This is a genomic window from Bisbaumannia salifodinae (assembly GCF_055388505.1).
In genome coordinates this window covers 2,768,853-2,788,289 of sequence record NZ_AP043781.1, presented here as the reverse complement: position 1 = coordinate 2,788,289, position 19,437 = coordinate 2,768,853, and the positions used below count along the sequence as shown (strand labels likewise).

Genomic DNA, 19,437 nt, shown 5'->3' with positions numbered 1-19,437 from the left:
AGGTGAGGTATGAATCTGCAGAAATTCTCTCCCTGGAACTGGTTCAAGAGCGAGTCTCGCGGCGAGGCGCCGGTGGCGCCACCGGCGCCGGAGCGCCCGCTGCTGCCGGCGATGCAGCTGCACCAGGAGCTGGATCGCTGGATGGACGAGACCCTCTCGCGCTTCGGCCTGCCCTCCCTGGGATCCGGCTTCACCGAGATGCCGACCCTGCTGCGTCCCAGCATCGATATCAGCGAGGGTGACGCGGCCTATCGCATCTCCATCGAGGTGCCCGGGGTCGACGAGAAGGATATCAAGCTGACCTTGGACGAGGGACGCTTGATCGTCGAGGGCGAGAAGCGCCGGGAGCAGGTCGAGGAGGAGGATCGCTACCGCCGGGTGGAGCGCAGCTATGGCAGCTTCTGCCGGGTGCTGGATCTTCCCGAGGATGCCAAGGCGGAGGAGATCCAGGCGAGCTTCGCCAAGGGGGTGCTGACCATCACCGTACCCCGGGACGACAGCCGCCCCTCCCGGCGCCGGCAGATTCCCATCCAGTGACGCCTCACGGGCCCGCCATTCGGCGGGCCCGCGGCGTTCAGGCCACGCGCCCCGCCTCCCAGGCCTCGGCGAGGGGCTGGCTGGCCAGCATCAGCATGCTCAGGTTGCCGAAGGTAAAGCTCTCGTGGAGGGCACGCAGTGGCTCGCCCTCCAGGGCGGCGGCGCAGACCAGCAGCGGCAGCAGGTGCTCCGGGGTGGGATGGGCATGGCGTCCGGCGGGGGCCCGCTCGGCCCAGGCCAGCAGCGCCTCCGGGTCACCCTCGGCGGTGCGGTCGCGAACCCAGTCATGGAACGCCTGGGCCCAGGCGTCCGGGGCGGCGGCGAAGGGCTTGCGATCGCCCAGGTTATGGGTGGCGGCCCCGGAGCCGATCAGCCAGAGTTCCTCGGCCTCGGCGAACTCGCCCAGGGTCCTGGCGAAGCGGCGCAGCTCGTCGCGGCTGGCCGCCATGGGGACGCTGATCGGCATCAGCGGCACCCGGGCCTCGGGCCAGACCAGGGAAAGCGGCGACCAGACGCCATGATCGAGGGGGCGGTTCGGCTCGAGGCGGGCCGCGAGGCCCCGGTCCAGGAGGCGTTCGGCCAGGCGGCTGGCCGCCTCGGGCAGCCCCGGCGCGGGGTAACGCAGGCGATAGAGGGCCTCGGGAAAACCATAGAAGTCGTGGAGCGTCTCCGGCCTCGGGTCGCTGCCCAGGCGAATCTCCGGGCTTTCATAATGGGCCGAGACCACCAGGGCACCACGCGGGGCCGGCAGGCGCCGCCCCAGCTCGGTGAGGAAATCCCGGGCCGGGTGCTGGCGCAGCACCAGGTCCGGGGAGCCATGGGAGAGATAGAGTACGGGACGCATAGGGGAACCTCCTTGAGAGGCTTCCAGCATACGCCGCCGGCAAGAGGCGCCAAGCTCATCCGGCTAAATGGACTCTTTCCTGCCTGGCAAGAGTCCCGCCGGCGTTATCCCGGGGGTGGCGCGGCGCGATGGCGGCGGGGACCGAAGCGGCAGGCCAGCAGCAGGATCAGGCCGGCCACCACGCTGACCATGCCGGCGGCGCTGAGGCCCGCATCGATACCCAGCCAGCCGGGGCCATGGCCGGCCAGCACCACCCCCAGCACGGCGCTGGCCAGGGCGAAGGCCTGGCTCCAGGCCAACTGATGGCTCAGACGATCGGTCATCAGCCGTGCCGCCGCCGGGGGGCAGATAAACATGGCGATCACCAGGATCGAGCCCACCGCCTCGAAGGCGGCGATGGCGGCCACCGCCACCATCACCACCAGCAGTAGCTGGGTCAGTCCGGGGCGGGCGCCCTGGCTGGCGGCGAAGGCGGCATCGAAGCTGCCCAGCACCAGGGGCCGCCAGGCCAGCATCATGAAGAGGCTCACCAGCAGGGCCACCCAGGCCACCCGGCTCAGTTGCGGCGGCAGCCCCGCCAGGGCCTGAGGGTCCCAGAGCGCCGTCAGCCGGGTACCCTCGAACCACACCAGGCTCTCCAGGTTGCCGTAGAGGGCGTGCTCCACGTCCAAGTGAACGCCGCTGGCGCCGCTCCATTCCAGCATCAGCACCCCCAGGGCGAAGAGGGCGGTAAAGGCCACCCCCATGGCGGCACTCGCTTCCACCCGGCCCAGGCGGCGGATCAGCTCGATCAGCGCCAGGGTGATCAGGGCCGCGGCGCCGGCCCCCACTAGCATGGCGGGGGGCGCCAGGGTGCCGGTCAGCAGGAAGCTGGCGACGATGCCCGGCAGGGCGACATGGCTGATGGCGTCGCCGATCAGCGCCTGACGGCGCAGCACCAGGAAGTTGCCCAGCAGGGCACAGCTCAGGCTGCACAGGCCGGCGACCAGCAGGGGCACCAGGCTTAGCATCAGGAACTCAGTCATCGATAGCCTCCGGTGGCATAAGGCCTTATCGGGAAGGGCCGGCATTTTCGATCAGGGGGCACCCGGCTTAGCATCAGCGGCTCACTCATGGGGTGCCTCCGGTGGCAGCCGGCGCTCCAGCTCATCGATCAGGTCGGGGGGCAACAGCCGGGAGATGGGCTCTAGCCGGCGTGCCCCGAGTTGTGCCGCCTCCTCCGGGTAGGCGTGGCGATAGTGGGTCCACAGGCGCTCCTCGTGGCGGGCATCCCGGGCCGCGGCGCGCCCCTGGGCGGTGGCGAGGCCATCGCGACGGATATGGCCGAGTCGGTGCAGGATCCGCAGGGTGGTGGGGTCGAAGATCGCCTCGCCCCGGGCCAGGGCCAGCAGTCCCTGGCGGCAGTGCACCCGACGCACGAAACGGTAGCGGTCGATCAGGTGGGCCAGCAGGCCGCGCCGGGGCGCGATCAGCAGCGAGGCCAGGAAGAGGGCGAAGGCGGCCAGTACCACCAGGGCGCCGCTGGGCAGGCGCGGGTGCACGCTGGAGAGGGTCACCCCCAGGTAACCGGCCAGGGCGCCGGCGACGGCGGCGATCATCAGCAGGGCATGGGGGCGGTCGGTCCAGAAGCGGGCGGTGACCGGCGGGATGATGGTCAGGGCCACGATCAGGATCAGGCCGGTGACGCGCAGCCCCACCACGGTGACCGCCAGCAGCAGGCCCAGCAGCCAGGCGTCGGCCCGCCGGAGATCGACCCCCTGGGTCCAGGCATGCTCGGGATCGAAGCAGAGTAGCAGCAGGGTGCGGCGCAGGATCACCAGGGCCACCAGCAGGCCCAGGGCCATGGCCCCCAGCAGATAGGCCTCGCTGGCCAGCATGCCGGCGGTGGCACCCACCAGGTAGCCGGAGAGCCCGGCCTGGCCGGCGACCGGCATGGCCTGGATCACCGTCAGTAGCACCACCCCAAGGCCGAAGAAGACCGAGAGCACCGCGCCGATGGCGCTGTCCTCGCCCAGCCGGGTATGGCGACTCATGGCCTGGACGGCGGCCAGCCCCAGGGCGGCGCTGGCCGCCGCCCCCAGCAAGAGCCCCGGCAACCAGCGGCCATCGCCCTGCACCAGGGCGATCAGGATAAAGGCCGCCGCCAGCCCCGGCAGGGTGGCGTGGCTGACCGCATCGCTGATCAGGGCGCGCTTGCGCAGCAGCACATGGCTGCCCACCATGCCCGCCGCCGCCCCCAGGAGCAGGGCGCCGAGGGTGACCAGCCGGGTGTTATAGCCCGCGCTAAGGGTCAGGGCATCGAGCCAGGCGTCCATCATGGCCGGAACGCCTCCGTCACCGGCAGTAGCCGCGCCAGTTGGGCCGCCGTCAGTCGGCCCCCATAGGTCTGTTGAAGGTTGGCGGCGGTAAAGACCTCGGCCACCGGCCCGGCGGCGACGACCTCCACGTCCAGCAGCAGTAGATGATCGAAATAGTCGCGTACCGTGGCCAGGTCGTGATGGACGCAGAGCACGCTACCGCCCTGGGTTCGGAAGGCGCGAAAGAGCTCGATGATGGCGCGCTCGGTGGCCGCATCGACGCCGGCGAAGGGCTCGTCGAGGAGCAGCAGTTCGGCCTGCTGGGCCAGGGCGCGGGCCAGGAAGATGCGCTGTTGCTGGCCACCGGAGAGGCGGCCGATCTGAGTCCCGGCGAAGGCCTCCATGCCGACCCGGGCGAGGCACTCCCGAGCCCAGTGGCGATGGCGGCGCCGGGTGGGTTGCCACCAGCGCAGTCGCCCGTAGAGGCCCATCAGCACCAGATCCAGGGCGGTGGCGGGGAAGTCCCAGTCGATGCTGGAGCGCTGGGGCACATAGGCGATATGGCGCGGTGGCTGGGGCAGGGGGCGACCCCGGACCAGCAGGTCCCCGGCGACCCGGGGCAGGATGCCCAGGGCCGCCTTGAGCAGCGTCGACTTGCCGGCGCCGTTGGGGCCGACGATGGCGCTCAGTCGGCCCGGCGGCGTCACGAAATCGACGCCCAGCAGGGCCAGGCGTTCGCCATAGCTGACCGTCAGTCCCTGGATGGCCAGCGGGCTGGTGGTCGGGTCGAGCGGCTCGTTCATGGGCGTGTCTCCGCCAGGCGACCCAGGCGTCCCCCGGGGGGAGCCTGGCCCCCCAGGGCCCGGGCGATGGTGGTCAGGTTATGATCGAGCATGCCCAGGTAAGTGCCCTCGTAGCTGCCCGGGGCGCCCATGGCATCGGAGAAGAGGGTGCCGCCGATGGTCACCGCCCAGCCCTGGGCACCGGCCCCCTCCACCAGGGCACGCACATTGCGCTCGGCCACCGAGGACTCGACGAAGATCGCCGGGACGCGGCGCTCCACCAGCAGGCGGACCAGCGACTCGATGCGCGCCAGTCCCGCCTCGCTCTCGGTGGAGATGCCCTGGATGCCCACCACCTCCAGGTCATAGGCCTCGCCTAGGTAGCCGAAGGCATCGTGGGCGGTGACCAGCAGGCGCCGTCCCGCGGGCAGGCTGCCCAGCACCTCCCGGGCGTAGGCGTCCAGGGCCTCGAGCTCGGCCAGATAGCGCGAGGTGCGCGCGGTGAAGGCGTCCCGCGCCGCGGGGTGCAGCTCGCTCAGGGCATCGCGGATCGCCTCCACCACGTGGCGCCAGCGGCCGGGGTCCATCCACACATGGGGATCGAACTGGCCGGCGAAGTCGCCGGCCGGCAGGCGAGCTTCCTCCGGCACCGCCTCGCCCACGGCATAGACCGGGGTGTGTCCACTCAGGCGGTCGAGGAATTCCTCGAGCTGCAGCTCCAGGGCCAGGCCATGCCAGAAGACCGCATCGGCGCGGGTCAGGGCGACGATATCGCGGCGCGTCTGGCGGTAGAGGTGGGGGTCGACCCCGGGGCCCATCAATGTCTCTACGTCGACCCGGTCGCCGCCGATGATCGTCACGGCATCACCGATCATGCCGGTGGTGGCCACCAGGTGCAGGCGTTCCTCGGCCTGGCCGGCGAAGGGCAGCAACAGGCCGACGAGTAGCAGGACGAGGAGACATCGGGTCGCGCGCATGGAGGACCTCCCGGGGTTCGAGCGCGGCATAAGTATCAGCAGCGCGACAGGGCGCCACTATTGGATTAGCCTAGTCGGACGATGGAAAAAACCCATTTCAACGCCGTGGCCGGCTAGGCTTGAATAGGTAGCAAGGAGATCATCGAGGCGGCCGGGGAGGGCGGCGATGCGAGACGACGTGGAAGTGAGTGGCTGGCTGCGCCCCGGTTACCTGGTGCTGGCCTGGATCAGTTTCGCCCTGGGCATGGTCGGCGTCTTCGTGCCGCTGATGCCCACCACCTGTTTCCTGCTCCTGGCGGTATGGGCGGCCTCCCGCGGCTCGCCGCGCTTCGCTCGCTGGATCCGCGAGCATCCGCGCTTCGGCCCGCCGGTGGTGGCCTGGGAACGAGAGCGGGCCATTCCCCGTCCGGCCAAGCGCCTCGCCGTGCTGATGCTGGGCGCCTCCATCCTGGTATTGCTCTTCACCCTGGGCCTGCTGTGGCTCAAGGTGATGGTCATCAGCGGCCTGCTGCTGCTGGGGGTGTGGATCCATACCCGGCCCGAGCCGGGCATGGGGCGCTGCCCGCTACGGGGCCTGGCCTCGCGCTCACCCCTGGAGCGTTAGCTCGGGGCGTGGCTCGGGCAGCCTTTGAGTCTTCCGTCCCCGGGGCCGTACAATGGGGCCAATTCGCGAACAGGAGCCAGACTCGATGTCAGACCCCCAGCCCACCTATCTGCACGACTACCAGCCCCCCGCCTACCGCGTGACCCACACCGAGCTGAAGTTCGACCTGGCGCCCTCGGCCACCAAGGTCAGCGCCCGGCTGCAGCTGGAGCGCAACCCGGCGCGGGGCGAGGAAGCGCTGCCCCTGGAGCTGGACGGCGAGGGCCTGCGGCTCGAGCGTATCGCCATCGACGGCCAGGCGCTCAATCCCGATGAGTACGCCCAGGGCGACAGTGGCCTGACCATCCACCGGGTGCCGGAACGTTTCGCCCTGGAGACCGAGGTGGTGATCGACCCCGCCGCCAACACCGCCCTGGAAGGGCTCTACCGCTCCGGCAGCATGTTCTGCACCCAGTGCGAGGCCGAGGGCTTCCGGCGCATCACCTTCTACCCGGATCGCCCCGATGTGATGGCCACCTTTACCACCACGCTGATCGGCGACGCCGAGCGGGAGCCGGTGCTGCTGGCGGGCGGCAACCCGGTGGAGCGTGGCGAACTGCCGGGGGGCCGTCACTTCGTGACCTGGGAGGATCCCCACCCCAAGCCCAGCTATCTCTTCGCCCTGGTGGCCGGCGACCTCGAGAAGGTCGAGGACCGCTTCACCACCGCCAGCGGCCGGGAGGTGGCCCTGCAGATCTGGGTCGAGGAGGAGAACCTGGGCAAGACCGACCACGCCATGGCCTCGCTGAAGCGGGCCATGCGCTGGGACGAGGAGACCTATGGCCGCGAGTACGACCTGGATCTGTTCATGATCGTGGCGGTCAACGACTTCAATATGGGCGCCATGGAGAACAAGGGCCTCAATATCTTCAACTCGGCGGCGGTGCTGACCCATCCCCAGACCGCCACCGACGCCGCCTTCCAGCGGGTCGAGGGCATCGTCGCCCACGAGTATTTCCATAACTGGTCCGGCAACCGGGTCACCTGCCGCGACTGGTTCCAGCTCTCCCTCAAGGAAGGCTTCACGGTGTTCCGCGACCAGTGCTTCAGCGCCGACACCAATTCGGCGCCGGTCAAGCGCATCGAGGACGTCTCCTTCTTCCGTACCGCCCAGTTCGCCGAGGATGCCGGCCCCACCGCCCACCCGGTGCGCCCGGATCACTATATCGAGATCGGCAACTTCTACACCCTGACCATCTACGAGAAGGGCGCCGAGGTGGTGCGCATGCTGCGCAACCTGCTGGGCTGGGAGGCCTTCCGCCGCGGCAGCGACCTCTATTTCGCGCGCTTCGACGGCCAGGCGGTGACCATCGAGGATTTCGTCGGCTGCATGGCCGAGGTCTCGGGGCAGGACCTCTCCCAGTTCATGCGCTGGTATTCCCAGGCCGGCACCCCGGAGATCGACGCCAACGGTCACTACGACTACGCCAAGGGGGAGTACCACCTGACCCTGCGCCAGCGCACCCCGGCCACCCCGGGCCAGCCCGACAAGCAGCCGCTGCATATCCCGGTGCGCCTGGGCCTGGTGGGCACCAAGAGCGGCCACGACCTGTCGCTGACCCTGGATGGCGAGGCGCTGGGCACCGACACCGTGCTGCACCTGCGCGAGGAGGAGCAGCACTTCGTCTTCACCGAGGTGGCCGAGGCGCCGGTGCCTTCACTGCTGCGCGGCTTCTCGGCGCCGGTGAAGCTGCGTTTCCCCTATGGCCGCGAGGACCTGGCCTTCCTGCTGGCCAACGACTCCGACGGCTTCAACCGCTGGGATGCCGGCCAGCGCCTGGCCATGCTGGCCCTGGATGACCTGATCGCCGCCCACCGCAATGGCGTCGAGAAGGTCATGGACCCGCGGGTGATCGAGGCCTTCCGGGTACTGCTCGGCGAGGAGAGCGACGACAAGGCGGTGCTCGCCGAGATGCTGACCCTGCCCTCCGAGGCCTATATCGCCGAGCAGCAGCCGGTGGTCGACGTGGACGCCATCCATGCCGCCCGCAGCTTCGTCAAGCAGGGCCTGGCGATGGCGCTGCGCGATGAGTTCCTGGCGATCTATGAGGCCAATCTCTCGGAGGCTCCCTATGCCCCGGAGCCGGAGCAGATCGCCCGCCGCGGCCTCAAGAACGTGGCGCTCTCCTACCTGATGAGCATCGAGGACGAGCGCGCCATCGAGCTGGCCCAGCGGCAGTTCGAGGCCGGCCACAACATGACCGACGTGCGTTCCGCCCTGACCCTGCTCACCCACAGCTCGCGCGGCGACCTGGCGGAGCCCGCCCTCAAGGCCTTCGGCGAGCAGTGGGCCCATGACCCCCTGGTGATGGATCAGTGGTTCACCATCCAGGTCACCCGGCCCCAGGAGGACGTGCTCGATCGGGTCAGGTTCCTGATGCAGCACCCGGCCTTCTCGCTGAAGAACCCCAACAAGGTGCGCGCCCTGATCGGGGCCTTCGCCGGCCAGAACCGGGTCAACTTCCACCGCATCGACGGCGAGGGCTATAAGCTGCTGGCGGAGGTGGTGATCGAGCTCAATCGCCTCAACCCGGAGATCGCCGCGCGGATCATCACCCCGCTGACCCGCTGGGCGCGCTTCGACGAGACCCGCCAGGCGCTGATGAAGGCGCAGCTCGAGCGCATTCGTGGCGAGGCGCTCTCGCCCAATGTCTATGAGGTGGTGGAGAAGGCCCTGGCCTGATCCGGATCGCCGGTCGTCGCGACGAGGGCCACTCCCCTGGGAGTGGCCCTCGTTCGTTGCGCTCCGGCCAGCGTTGAGACGGAGTCGGCAACTCCTTGTCATGATGGAAGGATGCTGGGACCGAGGGAGGGGTATCGATGACGAGCGAGCAAGTGATGATCCTGGTCTACCTGGCGGCGGCCTGGCTGGCGGGCAGCCTGATCGGCCTGGAGCGCAGCTATCATGGCCGCCCCGCCGGCTTTCGTACCCATGCCCTGGTCTGCCTGGCCTCGGCGCTGCTGATGATCGTCACCACCCACCAGGGCGACTGGTTGGGGGGCATGCTGCCGACCACGGCTATTACCACCGACCCCACCCGCATGGCCCAGGGCATCATGACCGGTATCGGCTTCCTGGGCGCCGGGGTGATCTTCAAGGAGGGGCTGACGGTACGCGGCCTGACCACCGCCGCCTCGATCTGGATGACCGCGGCGCTCGGCATCCTCTATGGCATCGGCTTCCTGTTCCCCGCGGTCAGCGTGACTTTGATCACCCTGGTGACCCTGTCGCTGTTTCGCTGGGTGGAGGCGCGTATGCCGGGGCAGCACTTCGCCGATCATATGCTGGCCTTCCCGGTGGAGACGACGCCCAGCGAGGCGGAGGTGCGTCGGCTGATTCGCGGTCAGGGCTTTCGCATCAAGGCGCTGAGCTACCGCTTGACCCAGCGGGGCAGCGTCTTCGAGTACCATATGACCCTGCAGACCCATGATCGCCAGAACCTGGGGCGCCTGGTGGAGCGGCTGCGCGCCGAGGCCGGCCTGCTGGAGTTTCGTCTCTCTCCCCTGGCCGAGTAAGGCATGCCGCGCCGCGGCCGCGGGTATTTGACTTGCTTGTATTCCGGGCCTTTGCTGGAATATGACCCCCGATGATTTCTCGCCATTCCTTTGTTGGAGACCCCGTATGAACATGAAACCCTGGATTCCCCTGGTCGCCGCCTCGGCCCTGCTGCTGGCCGCCTGCGGTAACGGCGAGGAGCAGGAGGCCCCGGCCCAGGAGGAGGCCCCGGCCCAGGAGGAGGCTCCGGCCCAGGAGGAGGCTCCGGTCCAGGAAGAGGCTCCGGTCCAGGAAGAGGCTCCGACCCAGGAAGAGGCCCCGGCGGCAGGCGAGTCCCTCCCGGAGGCGGCCGCGGACGAGTCGCTGCCGGCGCAGGAGGCGCCCGGAGACGAAGTGCCCGAGCCGAGCCTGCAGCAGGGGCTGACCGAGGAGCCCGGCAGCCTGGACGAGCAGAGTGCCTTGCCGGGTGAGACCACCGACTCCGATATCGATCAGTTCCTGGAGGAGACGGAGCGCCGCTTCGAGGAAGCCCAGCGCCGTATCGATGAGCAGTTCGAGGAGGCGGAGAGTCAGGCGCCTGGCGAAGCCGCCTTCGACGAGACGCCGGCGGCCGAGCCGGAAGCAATGGAACCCTGAGCACGGCGAGGGGAGACGAGACGCAAGAAGGTCCGCCGAGGCGGACCTTCTTGTTGGTGCCATTTGCGTACCGCGGGGGTCGACAACTGGCGTCCGAGTCTGGCCTTAGTTGGCGACGCGGATGTTGGAGGCCTGGAGGCCCTTCTTGCCCTGAGTGACGTCGAAGGTGACCTTCTGACCGTCCTGCAGAGTCTTGAAGCCATCGGCCTGGATTTCGGAGAAGTGTGCAAAGAGGTCGTCGCCACCATCATCCGGAGAGATGAAGCCGTAGCCCTTGGTGTCGTTGAACCACTTGACAGTGCCAGTTGCCATCGTCGAATTCCTTACTAGCTAAATAATGTTGCTGGGGTCCGCTCCCCGGGGGAATCGGCCCCGTAGTGCGTGGCTGACGCGAAGAAGAAGGCGCACTGGGAGTCTCGAAGGATCGATCAACAACTGACGACTTTCATCTTGCAAACCAACGCAATCGATGGTGCATCAGCGGCGGGGATGCGTCAAGATGACGAGATGAGCCCCGCTTGGATGCCCCGAAATCACTGTAGATGGAAAACCCATGCACGTCCAGAATGTCGATTTCACCCAGGATGACGCCCGTCAACGCTTCGTCGCCTCGCTGCGCGAGACCGGCTTCGCGGTACTGCGCAATCACCCCCTGCCGCCGCAGCTGCTGACCTCGATCTATCGCCACTGGCTGGCCTTCTTTCGCAGCGAAGAGACGGTGGCCTGGCGTTATGACCCCCGTCGCCAGGACGGCTACTTTCCGCCGGAGGTCTCCGAGACCGCCAAGGGGCAAAGCGTCAAGGACCTCAAGGAGTACTACCACGTCTATCCCTGGGGGCGGATACCCCCGGCGCTGCATGACGAGATCCTCGACTACTACCGTCGCGCCGAGGCCCTGGCGGCGACCCTGCTGGGCTGGATCGAGGCCGAGACCCCGGCCGAGATCGCCGCGCATTACCGGGAGCCCCTGTCGCGGATGATCGAGGACAGCCAGCAGACCCTGCTGCGGGTGCTGCACTATCCGCCGCTGCGCGGCGACGAGCTGCCCGGGGCGGTGCGCGCCGCCGCCCATGAGGACATCAACCTGATCACCGTGCTGCCGGCGGCCAACGAGCCGGGCCTCGAGGTGCGTACCCGGGAGGGGGAGTGGCTGGCGGTGCCCTGCGACCCGGGGCAATTGGTGATCAATGTGGGGGACATGCTCCAGGAGGCCTCGCTGGGTCACTTTCCGTCCACCACTCACCGGGTCGTCAATCCCGGTGGCCCGGCCCGGGAGCAGTCGCGGGTGTCGCTGCCGCTGTTCCTGCACCCGCGTCCCGAGGTGGTGCTCTCCGAGCGCCATACCGCCGATAGCTACCTCAAGGAGCGATTGCGCGAACTGGGAGTGCTCTGAGCCATGCTGATCGATGCCCAGTTCTGGCCCTTCCTGGTGGCCATCACCCTGCTGTCTCTGAGCCCCGGGGTCGATACCCTGCTGGTGATCCGCAACGCCAGCCGCGGCGGGGTACGCGACGGCGTGCTGACCAGCCTGGCGATCTGCTGCGGCCTCTTCGTGCATGCCGCCGTCTCGGCGCTGGGGATCTCGCTGATCCTGCTGCAGTCGGCCTGGGCCTTCTCGCTGCTCAAGCTGGCCGGTGCCGGCTACCTGATCTGGCTGGGCCTGCAGAGCCTGCTCAGCGCCCGGCGCGGGCGGGCCCTGCCGGTGGCCGGGGTCAGCGGGACCCGGGCCCAGGCGGTGCCGGCCTGGCAGCCGCTGCGGGAGGGCTTCCTCTCCAATGTGCTCAACCCGAAGACGGTGGTCTTCTATATGGCCTTCCTGCCCCAGTTTATTGCCCCCGGAGACCCGGCCCTCGCCAAGTCGCTGTTCCTGGCCGGAGTGCACTTCGTGATCGCCAACCTCTGGCAGATCACCCTCGTCTTGATGGTCGGCAGCGCCGGCCGCTGGCTGGCCAAGCGCTGGGTGGCACGCGGCCTGGATGGCGTCACCGGGGCGGTGATGGTGGCCTTCGGCATCAAGCTGGCGCTTAGCCAGCGCCCTTGAGCGGGTGTGGGGACAAAAAGAAAATAAGGGGGCGCCAAGGCGCCCCCTTTGATTTTTCGCTACTGGCGGGCCAGCAGGGAGGCGTCATAGCTGCCGTTGGCCTCACTGGAGCTCAGCAGGGCGATGCCGCGGGTCTCGCCGCCATTGGCCAGGCTCTCGAAGATCACCCGGTAGGTCATGATGGCCTGCACATAGTCGCGGGTCTCGCGGAAGGGAATGCTCTCCACGAAGAGGTCGAACTCCCGGGGCGAGTCGCGCAGCCAGCGATCGACTCGGCCGGGGCCGGCATTGTAGGCGGCCGCCGCCGCCAGGCGGTTGCCGCGATAGCGGCCCAGCATATCGCCGAGGTAGGTGCTGCCCAGGCGGATATTGAGCTCCGGCTCCAGGATCCCGTAGGGCCCCGGGTCGGCGAGGCCCAACTGGCGGCTGACCAGGGTCGCGGTGCCCGGCATCAGCTGCATCAGGCCCCGGGCGCCAGCGGGGGAGAGGGCCGCGGCGTTGTAGGCGCTCTCGCGGCGGGCAATCGCCATCAGCAGGTAGGGGTCGACCCCGGCCTCGCCGCCCCAGCGCCGGAAGCTGTCGCGGTAGGCGGCGGGGAAGCGCCACTCCAGGGCGTCCCAGAGGCGCCCGGCGATGGTGGTCTGCACCAGCTCGGCGTGCCAGCCCTGGCTCGCCGCGTAGTCGGCCAGCCGGCGCGCGGTCTCGCTGTTGGCCCGGGCCACGGCCCCCAGCCACTCGCTGTTGGCCAGCCCCGGCTCATTGATGCGCCGCAGCGCCTCGGTGCGGCGCACCACCGGCCACTGGGCCACCTCGCGGCGCTGCGCCTCGCTGTAGCGGTGGCGCTCGTCGCCCAGGGCGTAGGGCTGGCCGAGGCGGTCGGCGGCGGCGAAGGCGAAGAAGCTGCGCCCCTCGGCGGCGCGCCCATAGGCGGCCTGAGCCCCCTGGGCATCGCCCAGTTGCTCCAGGGCGCGGGCCAGCCAGTACTGCCAGCGGTTATCGCGGCGAGTGTCATCGGGCATCCGCGAGATCCAGTCGCGAACCCCGGCCCAGTCCCGGGCGCCGAGGGCGGTACGCACCCGCAGCTCCAGCAGGTCGCCGGTGGCCAGCCGCGGCAGTGCCTCGTCCACCCAGGCGCGATTCTCGGGGACGTCGCGCACCATGGAGTAGAAGGCCAGGTCCCGCTCGATGGCCCGACGGCGCTCCTCGCCGAGGCTCAGTTGCGGTGCCAGGCGGCGCCAGGTGGTCAGGGCGGCGGCGGTATCGGCTCGGGTCAGGCCATGCAGGGCGCCGCTGACCAGGCCCGGCGTCGCCGGATGATCGCCGAGACGGGGAGCCGCCCCGGCGATGGCGGCGTAGTCGCCGCGCACCCGTTCATAGGCGTCCAGGGCCGGCTGCCAGCCGCCGCCCAGTTGGCGGCCCAGGTAGCTCGCCAGCCCCGTCTCGCCGGCCTTCCAGGCCAGGATCAGGCGTTCCCAGGTCTCGGCATCGCCGATCACCCCGTCGCGGCGCAACTGCGAGAAGAGCGGGTTGCAGGCATCCGGCTGGGAGCGTCCCGCGAACCATAGCGACAGGCCGCCCCGGGCCGCCGCCTCGGGGTCACGGTCGAGCAGCGCCTCATAGTAGTAGCACTGCCGCTCGGTGCCCTCGGGGGGACCGGCGCTGACCGCCAGCAGGCGGGCCCTGTCGCCGGCCTGGCCGTAGCGGCCGATGGCCTGGTTGCGCATCCAGCCGGCCAGGGGCGTGTCCTGGTGGCGTTCGATATAGGCCAGTACCTCGGCGGGCTGCGCCTGGGGCAGCCGGGCCCGCAGGCGGTGATACTCCACGTAACCGGCCAGCACATGGCCGTCGATGGCGGCCTCGTCGATACGGCTCCACTGCTGATCGCGGGCCGCGCTCAGCGCCTCGCGAAGGGCCCGATCATCGGCCTGGGCTTGTGCCTGGACCAGGCAGAGGGCGGCGGCGGTGACCAGGGTGGCGAGGCGGTGCTTGAACCGGCCGGGACGAAAGGAGAGAACGGGTCGATAGGCCATGGCATGCTTCCTGAAACGGGGTCCTGGGCGTCGCGCTGCCCTTATCCTCGCCCATCTGGCGGCGGCTGAGTAGTGTCGCCCCGGGACGACAAGCCAATTGCACGGAAACTCCGCGCGGGGCCAAGGTTCCAACCCCGGAAACGGATCACCAGGAGGTCACCATGATTCGATCGACTCGGCGCCTCTCGCGCCTGGCCCGACTCAAGCGCCTGGGCATGGCGCCTCTGCACTGGTGCCGGCTGTGCTGGGACGTCCTGGGCGGGCGCTATCGCCCGGTACCCTGGCGGGCCCTGGGGCTGGGTGCCCTGGCCCTGGGCTATCTGCTGCTGCCCTTCGACCTGGTCCCCGACTTCCTGTTGGCGCTGGGCCTGATCGATGATCTGGTGATCGTCGGCTGGCTGATGGCGCGCATCGAGCCGGAGCTCGGGGCCTATCGACGCTGGCGGCATGAGGCGGCGGCACGCCGTGGTGGCGATGAGCCTTGAAAAGCGCGATGCGGGCCCCATATGAATCTCCACTGCGATTCTTCGGCGCGCCGCGCCACTCATTCCGTGATGTAACGAGGACCCTGCCAGATGTCCACTGCCACCCACGAAGAAACCCTGGGCTTCCAGACCGAGGTCAAGCAGCTGCTCAAGCTGATGATCCACTCCCTCTACTCCAATCGGGAAATCTTCCTGCGTGAGCTGATCTCCAACGGTGCCGATGCCTGCGACAAGCTGCGCTATGCGGCGCTGGACAACGACGCCCTCTATGAAGGCGACAGCGAGCTGCGCATCGAGATCGAGCACGATGCCGAGGCCGGCACCGTCACCGTGCGTGATAACGGCATCGGCATGAGCCGCGACGAGGTGATCCAGAACCTGGGCACCATCGCCCGCTCCGGCACCGCCGAGTTCCTGCAGCAGCTCTCCGGCGAGCAGCAGAAGGACGCCAAGCTGATCGGCCAGTTCGGGGTCGGCTTCTACTCCGGTTTCATCGTCGCCGACGAGGTCACGGTGCGCACCCGCAAGGCGGGCAGCGACCAGGCCGAGGGCGTCGAGTGGCGCTCCAAGGGCGAGGGCGAATTCAGCGTGGCGGATATCGATTACGCCGCCCATGGCACCGAGATCGTCCTGCACCTCAAGGACGATGCCCAGGAGTTCGCCGACGACTTCCGCCTGCGCAGCCTGGTGCGCAAGTACTCCGACCATATCGAGGTGCCGGTGCGCCTGCCCAAGGTGGAAACCGCCAAGGACGACGACGGCAAGGAGATCGAGGGCAGCGAGGTCACCACCTGGGAGACCGTCAACGAGGCCACCGCCCTCTGGGCGCGGCCCAAGGGCGAGATCAGCGACGACGAGTACCAGGCCTTCTACAAGCACGTGGCCCACGACTTCTCGGATCCGCTGACCTGGAGCCACAACAAGGTGGAAGGCAAGCTGGAGTACACCAGCCTGCTCTATGTGCCGGGCCGTGCGCCCTTCGACCTCTACGAGCGTGACGGCGCCCGGGGCGTCAAGCTCTATGTGCAGCGCGTCTTTATCATGGACGACGCCGAGCAGTTCCTGCCCCTCTACCTGCGTTTCATCAAGGGCGTGGTGGACACCAAGGACCTCTCCCTGAATGTCTCCCGGGAGCTGCTGCAGCAGGATCCCCAGGTCGACAAGATCAAGTCCGCCCTGACCAAGCGTGGCCTGGACATGCTCAAGAAGCTGGCCAAGGACGCCGAGGCCTACCAGACCTTCTGGAACACCTTCGGCACGGTGCTCAAGGAGGGCCCCGCGGAGGACTTCGCCAACCGCGAGAAGATCGCCGGCCTGCTGCGCTTCGCCACCACCCATACCGACAGCGCCACCCAGGATCAGTCCCTGGCCGGCTATGTGTCGCGCATGAAGGAAGGCCAGGAGAAGATCTATTACATCGTCGCCGACAGCTTCAAGGCGGCCAAGTCCAGCCCGCACCTGGAGATCTTCCGCAAGAAGGGCATCGAGGTGCTGCTGCTCTCCGACCGCATCGACGAGTGGCTGATGAGTCACCTCAGCGAGTTCGAGGGCAAGGCCTTCGTCGACGTGGCCAAGGGCGAGCTCGACCTGGGCGAGGTGGAGAACGAGGAGGAGAAGCAGGCCCAGGAGGAGACCGCCAAGGCCAAGGAAGCCCTGGTCAAGCGGGTCCAGGAGGCCCTGGGCGAGGCGGTGCAGGAGGTCAAGGTGACCCATCGCCTCACCGACTCGCCGGCCTGTGTGGTGCTGCCGGAGCACGAGATGGGCTTCCAGATGCGCCGCATCATGGAGGCCGCCGGCCAGACGCTGCCCGAGGTCAAGCCGATCCTCGAGCTCAACCCCGAGCACCCCCTGGTCGGCCGCCTGGAGGGGGCCGAGGGCGAGGCCTTCGGCGACCTGGCACATATCCTCTTCGACCAGGCGATCATCGCCGAGGGCGGGCAGCTCGACGACCCGGCCGCCTACGTCAAGCGCCTCAATACCCTGCTGACCGCCTAAGCCTCTCCTCAGGCATAACGACCGACGACACCCCGCCTCTCGGCGGGGTGTCGCGTTTAGGGCACTCTCGGCAGGCGCGGCGCTTGGCACCTATGCTGAGGGAATGCCGCCACCGCGGCCTTGCCGAGAGGGATGCCATGACCACCCGGTACGGAAGTGCCAGCCTGCGCCTCTGTGATGCCCGTGACGAGAGCGCGGCCCTGATGATCATCGATATGCAGCGGGCCATCGATGGCTGGGGCGAGCCCAGCAATCCCCATCTGGAAGACAACCTCGCCGAACTGCTGGCCTGCTGGCGGGGCGGCAGCGGCCATATCGTCCATGTGCGTCACTTCTCCCGCTCGCCGGGGTCGCAGCGTCGTGCCGGGCAACCCGGCGCCGAATTCAAGGCCTGCGTCACCCCCGCCCAGGGCGAGCGCGTGCTCACCAAGTATGTGGACAGCGCCTTCGTCGGCACCGACCTGGAAGCCTGGCTGCGACGTCACGGCGTGGGGCACCTGGTGGTGGCCGGCGTGACCACCGGTCATGCCGTCGCCACCACGGTGCGTCATGGCGCCTGCCTGGGGTTCTCGCTCAGCGTGGTGGCGGATGCCTGCGCCTGTTTTCCCCTCGATAACCTCGCCGGTCAGGCCTGGTCCGGCGAGGCACTGCACCAGGCCAGCCTGGCGCTGTTGTCGGGGCGCTATGCCGCCATCACCTCCACTCATGAGGTGGTCCAGCATTTTTGAGTTTTCAGGAATAACCCTTTCGTTATGGCATCCATAAGCCGTCCCATGGCCTGGGAAGGATCATTTTATCGTTTAAAAACAGTGATTTATTGTTATTTTAACGATAAGTCGTGGGTTATGGTCGGGATAAGTTTTTTATATAAGTTAAAGTTTTCAGAAAAGGCTTGCTTTTGCCTTTTTGGACTAAGGAGACTAGTAGGGATTTTCCCTTGATTCCCCCAATAAAGCCCCGCCGTCGAGCGGTGGATCTGGACACAAGGAGCGACTGCCAATGTATCCGTTGATGGATTCTCGGCTCGGCGGGTTCCGACCCGACGAGGCCTGTTGCGATGGGATTACCGCCCAGGGACGAGGAGGACGCGCATGAAGATCGGAGCCCCCAAGGAGAGCGCCCGCGGTGAAGCGCGGGTCGCCCTGACCCCGGAGAGCGCCCAGCAGCTTCAGAAGCTGGGCCATGAGTGCCTGATCGAGAGCGGCGCCGGCGCCGCCGCCGGCTTTGACGACGCCGCCTACCGCGAGGCCGGAGTCGGCGTGGTGGAGAATGCCGAGGCGCTATGGCGCGAGGCCGAGGTGGTGATCAAGGTGCGCGAGCCCAGTGAGGCCGAGGCCGGTTATCTGCGCGCGGGCCAGACCCTGATCAGCTTCTTCTGGCCGGCCCAGAACGAGGCGCTGCTGGAGGCCTGCAAGGCCAAGGGCGCCAACGTCATCGCCATGGACATGGTGCCGCGGATCTCCCGTGCCCAGAAGATGGACGCCCTGTCGTCCACCGCCAATATCGCCGGCTATCGCGCGGTGATCGAGGCGGGCAACCAGTTCGGACGCTTCTTCACCGGTCAGGTGACCGCCGCCGGCAAGGTGCCGCCGGCCAAGGTGCTGGTGATTGGCGCCGGCGTTGCCGGGCTCGCCGCCATCGGCACCGCCACCAGCCTGGGCGCCGTGGTGCGCGCCTTCGACGTGCGTCCCGAGGTGGCCGAGCAGATCGAATCCATGGGCGCCGAGTTCCTCTTCCTCGACTTCGAGGATAGCGCCGACGGCTCCGAGAGCGGCGGCTATGCGGCGCCCTCGAGCCCCGAGTTCCGCGAGAAGCAGCTGGCGCTGTTCCGTGAGCAGGCCCCGGACGTGGATATCGTCATCACCACGGCGCTGATCCCCGGCCGTCCGGCACCCAAGCTGTGGCTCGAGGGCATGGTCAAGGCCATGAAGCCGGGCTCGGTGATCGTCGATCTGGCCGCCGAGAAGGGCGGTAACTGCGACCTGACCGTGGCGGACGAGCGTATCGTCAGCGACAACGGCGTGATCGTGGTGGGCTATACCGACTTCCCGTCGCGCATGGCCACCCAGGCCTCGCTGCTCTATGCCACCAATATCCGCCATATGCTGACCGATCTGACCCCGGCGAAAGACGGGGCGATCGTTCATGATATGGAAGACGATGTCATCCGTGGCGCCACCGTCACCTACCAGGGCGAGATCACCTTCCCGCCGCCGCCGCCCAAGGTCAAGGCGATCGCCGCGGCCAAGCCCAAGCCCAAGGAGAAGGCGCCGACCCCGGAGGAGAAGCGCGCCGCGGAGCACGCCGAGTTCAAGGCCCAGACCAAGCGCCAGGTGGGCCTGCTGGGGGCCGGCGGCGTGCTGATGCTGCTGCTGGCGCAGATCGCCCCGGCCTCCTTTATGCAGCACTTTATCGTCTTCGTGCTGGCCTGCTTCGTGGGCTTCCAGGTGATCTGGAACGTCAGCCATTCCCTGCATACGCCGCTGATGGCGGTGACCAATGCCATCTCGGGGATCATCATCCTCGGCGCCGTGCTGCAGATCGGCTCGGGGAATGGCCTGGTGGTCTTTATGGCGGCCATCTCGGTGCTGATCGCCAGCATCAATATCGTCGGTGGCTTCCAGGTCACCCGTCGCATGCTGGCCATGTTCCAGAAATCCTGAGGGGCGGAGAG

At 68.3% G+C, this 19,437-nt stretch carries 18 protein-coding genes; 11 read left to right on the top strand and 7 right to left on the bottom strand.

Features of this window, described 5'->3' with window-relative positions:
* Window positions 1-9 precede the first annotated feature (9 nt).
* A complete protein-coding gene (locus ACZ5EF_RS13090; RefSeq protein ID WP_346063464.1) occupies window positions 10-537 on the top strand; it encodes an Hsp20/alpha crystallin family protein in 528 nt (175 codons plus the stop codon).
* A 37-nt stretch (window positions 538-574) separates the two neighbouring features.
* On the opposite strand, the gene ACZ5EF_RS13085 is transcribed toward ACZ5EF_RS13090, so the two are convergent.
* From ACZ5EF_RS13085 to ACZ5EF_RS13065, 5 genes are all read right to left on the bottom strand, one after another.
* Window positions 575-1,381, bottom strand: a complete 807-nt coding sequence (locus ACZ5EF_RS13085; RefSeq protein WP_346063465.1) for a DODA-type extradiol aromatic ring-opening family dioxygenase — start codon at window positions 1,379-1,381, stop codon at window positions 575-577.
* 104 nt (window positions 1,382-1,485) lie between these two features.
* Complete coding sequence (locus tag ACZ5EF_RS13080; RefSeq protein ID WP_346063466.1) at window positions 1,486-2,406, bottom strand: metal ABC transporter permease; 921 nt, start codon at window positions 2,404-2,406, stop codon at window positions 1,486-1,488.
* Between the two features lie 81 nt (window positions 2,407-2,487).
* Window positions 2,488-3,699 carry a metal ABC transporter permease gene (locus ACZ5EF_RS13075; protein ID WP_346063467.1) on the bottom strand — a complete coding sequence of 404 codons (1,212 nt, stop codon included), beginning with the start codon at window positions 3,697-3,699 and terminating at the stop codon, window positions 2,488-2,490.
* A complete protein-coding gene (locus tag ACZ5EF_RS13070; protein ID WP_346063468.1) occupies window positions 3,696-4,481 on the bottom strand; it encodes a metal ABC transporter ATP-binding protein in 786 nt (261 codons plus the stop codon). The genes ACZ5EF_RS13075 and ACZ5EF_RS13070 overlap by 4 nt, the downstream gene beginning before the upstream one ends.
* Window positions 4,478-5,437, bottom strand: a complete 960-nt coding sequence (locus ACZ5EF_RS13065) for a metal ABC transporter solute-binding protein, Zn/Mn family (protein WP_346063469.1) — start codon at window positions 5,435-5,437, stop codon at window positions 4,478-4,480. The genes ACZ5EF_RS13070 and ACZ5EF_RS13065 overlap by 4 nt, the downstream gene beginning before the upstream one ends.
* Before the next feature lie 166 nt (window positions 5,438-5,603).
* On the opposite strand from ACZ5EF_RS13065, the gene ACZ5EF_RS13060 reads away from it, so the two are divergent.
* The 4 genes from ACZ5EF_RS13060 to ACZ5EF_RS13045 all read left to right on the top strand — a co-directional run bounded on the left by ACZ5EF_RS13060 (window position 5,604) and on the right by ACZ5EF_RS13045 (window position 10,212).
* A complete protein-coding gene (locus ACZ5EF_RS13060; RefSeq protein WP_346063470.1) occupies window positions 5,604-6,041 on the top strand; it encodes a YbaN family protein in 438 nt (145 codons plus the stop codon).
* Window positions 6,042-6,126: 85 nt separating this feature from the next.
* Window positions 6,127-8,763, top strand: coding sequence for an aminopeptidase N (gene pepN / locus ACZ5EF_RS13055; RefSeq protein WP_346063471.1), 2,637 nt, complete (start codon window positions 6,127-6,129; stop codon window positions 8,761-8,763).
* Between the two features lie 137 nt (window positions 8,764-8,900).
* Complete coding sequence (locus ACZ5EF_RS13050) at window positions 8,901-9,596, top strand: MgtC/SapB family protein (RefSeq protein ID WP_346063472.1); 696 nt, start codon at window positions 8,901-8,903, stop codon at window positions 9,594-9,596.
* A 106-nt stretch (window positions 9,597-9,702) separates the two neighbouring features.
* Window positions 9,703-10,212 (top strand): hypothetical protein, encoded by a 510-nt coding sequence (locus ACZ5EF_RS13045; RefSeq protein WP_346063473.1) that lies wholly within the window; start codon window positions 9,703-9,705, stop codon window positions 10,210-10,212.
* A 105-nt stretch (window positions 10,213-10,317) separates the two neighbouring features.
* On the opposite strand, the gene ACZ5EF_RS13040 is transcribed toward ACZ5EF_RS13045, so the two are convergent.
* Complete coding sequence (locus ACZ5EF_RS13040) at window positions 10,318-10,524, bottom strand: cold-shock protein (RefSeq protein ID WP_346063474.1); 207 nt, start codon at window positions 10,522-10,524, stop codon at window positions 10,318-10,320.
* 241 nt (window positions 10,525-10,765) lie between these two features.
* Between ACZ5EF_RS13040 and ACZ5EF_RS13035 the strand changes: the two genes are divergently transcribed.
* Both ACZ5EF_RS13035 and ACZ5EF_RS13030 read left to right on the top strand, forming a co-directional pair.
* Window positions 10,766-11,605, top strand: a complete 840-nt coding sequence (locus ACZ5EF_RS13035; protein WP_346063475.1) for an isopenicillin N synthase family dioxygenase — start codon at window positions 10,766-10,768, stop codon at window positions 11,603-11,605.
* A 3-nt stretch (window positions 11,606-11,608) separates the two neighbouring features.
* On the top strand, window positions 11,609-12,253 hold the full coding sequence (locus ACZ5EF_RS13030) for a LysE family translocator (RefSeq protein ID WP_346063476.1): 645 nt from the start codon (window positions 11,609-11,611) through the stop codon (window positions 12,251-12,253).
* A 59-nt stretch (window positions 12,254-12,312) separates the two neighbouring features.
* Here the strand turns inward: ACZ5EF_RS13030 and ACZ5EF_RS13025 are convergent, their stop codons facing one another.
* A complete protein-coding gene (locus tag ACZ5EF_RS13025) occupies window positions 12,313-14,283 on the bottom strand; it encodes a transglycosylase SLT domain-containing protein (RefSeq protein ID WP_346063477.1) in 1,971 nt (656 codons plus the stop codon).
* Between the two features lie 161 nt (window positions 14,284-14,444).
* On the opposite strand from ACZ5EF_RS13025, the gene ACZ5EF_RS13020 reads away from it, so the two are divergent.
* The 4 genes from ACZ5EF_RS13020 to ACZ5EF_RS13005 all read left to right on the top strand — a co-directional run bounded on the left by ACZ5EF_RS13020 (window position 14,445) and on the right by ACZ5EF_RS13005 (window position 19,426).
* On the top strand, window positions 14,445-14,768 hold the full coding sequence (locus ACZ5EF_RS13020) for a YkvA family protein (RefSeq protein ID WP_346063478.1): 324 nt from the start codon (window positions 14,445-14,447) through the stop codon (window positions 14,766-14,768).
* Between the two features lie 90 nt (window positions 14,769-14,858).
* Complete coding sequence (htpG, locus tag ACZ5EF_RS13015) at window positions 14,859-16,763, top strand: molecular chaperone HtpG (protein ID WP_346063479.1); 1,905 nt, start codon at window positions 14,859-14,861, stop codon at window positions 16,761-16,763.
* 137 nt (window positions 16,764-16,900) lie between these two features.
* A complete protein-coding gene (locus tag ACZ5EF_RS13010) occupies window positions 16,901-17,491 on the top strand; it encodes an isochorismatase family protein (RefSeq protein WP_346063480.1) in 591 nt (196 codons plus the stop codon).
* Window positions 17,492-17,854: 363 nt separating this feature from the next.
* Entirely contained in the window at window positions 17,855-19,426 is a 1,572-nt protein-coding gene (locus tag ACZ5EF_RS13005; RefSeq protein WP_346063481.1) for a Re/Si-specific NAD(P)(+) transhydrogenase subunit alpha, read from the top strand.
* Window positions 19,427-19,437 lie beyond the last annotated feature (11 nt).

What these genes read in the sequence shown, in the direction of transcription:
- ACZ5EF_RS13020 (WP_346063478.1), top strand. Translation starts at nt 14,445, where the DNA reads ATGATTCGATCGACTCGGCGCCTCTCGCGCCTGGCCCGACTCAAGCGC.
- ACZ5EF_RS13060 (WP_346063470.1), top strand. Translation starts at nt 5,604, where the DNA reads ATGCGAGACGACGTGGAAGTGAGTGGCTGGCTGCGCCCCGGTTACCTG.
- ACZ5EF_RS13045 (WP_346063473.1), top strand. Translation starts at nt 9,703, where the DNA reads ATGAACATGAAACCCTGGATTCCCCTGGTCGCCGCCTCGGCCCTGCTG.
- ACZ5EF_RS13010 (WP_346063480.1), top strand. Translation starts at nt 16,901, where the DNA reads ATGACCACCCGGTACGGAAGTGCCAGCCTGCGCCTCTGTGATGCCCGT.
- ACZ5EF_RS13005 (WP_346063481.1), top strand. Translation starts at nt 17,855, where the DNA reads ATGAAGATCGGAGCCCCCAAGGAGAGCGCCCGCGGTGAAGCGCGGGTC.
- ACZ5EF_RS13080 (WP_346063466.1), bottom strand. Translation starts at nt 2,406, where the DNA reads ATGACTGAGTTCCTGATGCTAAGCCTGGTGCCCCTGCTGGTCGCCGGC.
- ACZ5EF_RS13050 (WP_346063472.1), top strand. Translation starts at nt 8,901, where the DNA reads ATGACGAGCGAGCAAGTGATGATCCTGGTCTACCTGGCGGCGGCCTGG.
- ACZ5EF_RS13030 (WP_346063476.1), top strand. Translation starts at nt 11,609, where the DNA reads ATGCTGATCGATGCCCAGTTCTGGCCCTTCCTGGTGGCCATCACCCTG.
- ACZ5EF_RS13075 (WP_346063467.1), bottom strand. Translation starts at nt 3,699, where the DNA reads ATGATGGACGCCTGGCTCGATGCCCTGACCCTTAGCGCGGGCTATAAC.
- ACZ5EF_RS13070 (WP_346063468.1), bottom strand. Translation starts at nt 4,481, where the DNA reads ATGAACGAGCCGCTCGACCCGACCACCAGCCCGCTGGCCATCCAGGGA.
- ACZ5EF_RS13090 (WP_346063464.1), top strand. Translation starts at nt 10, where the DNA reads ATGAATCTGCAGAAATTCTCTCCCTGGAACTGGTTCAAGAGCGAGTCT.
- ACZ5EF_RS13035 (WP_346063475.1), top strand. Translation starts at nt 10,766, where the DNA reads ATGCACGTCCAGAATGTCGATTTCACCCAGGATGACGCCCGTCAACGC.
- ACZ5EF_RS13025 (WP_346063477.1), bottom strand. Translation starts at nt 14,283, where the DNA reads ATGGCCTATCGACCCGTTCTCTCCTTTCGTCCCGGCCGGTTCAAGCAC.
- ACZ5EF_RS13065 (WP_346063469.1), bottom strand. Translation starts at nt 5,437, where the DNA reads ATGCGCGCGACCCGATGTCTCCTCGTCCTGCTACTCGTCGGCCTGTTG.
- ACZ5EF_RS13040 (WP_346063474.1), bottom strand. Translation starts at nt 10,524, where the DNA reads ATGGCAACTGGCACTGTCAAGTGGTTCAACGACACCAAGGGCTACGGC.
- pepN (WP_346063471.1), top strand. Translation starts at nt 6,127, where the DNA reads ATGTCAGACCCCCAGCCCACCTATCTGCACGACTACCAGCCCCCCGCC.
- ACZ5EF_RS13085 (WP_346063465.1), bottom strand. Translation starts at nt 1,381, where the DNA reads ATGCGTCCCGTACTCTATCTCTCCCATGGCTCCCCGGACCTGGTGCTG.
- htpG (WP_346063479.1), top strand. Translation starts at nt 14,859, where the DNA reads ATGTCCACTGCCACCCACGAAGAAACCCTGGGCTTCCAGACCGAGGTC.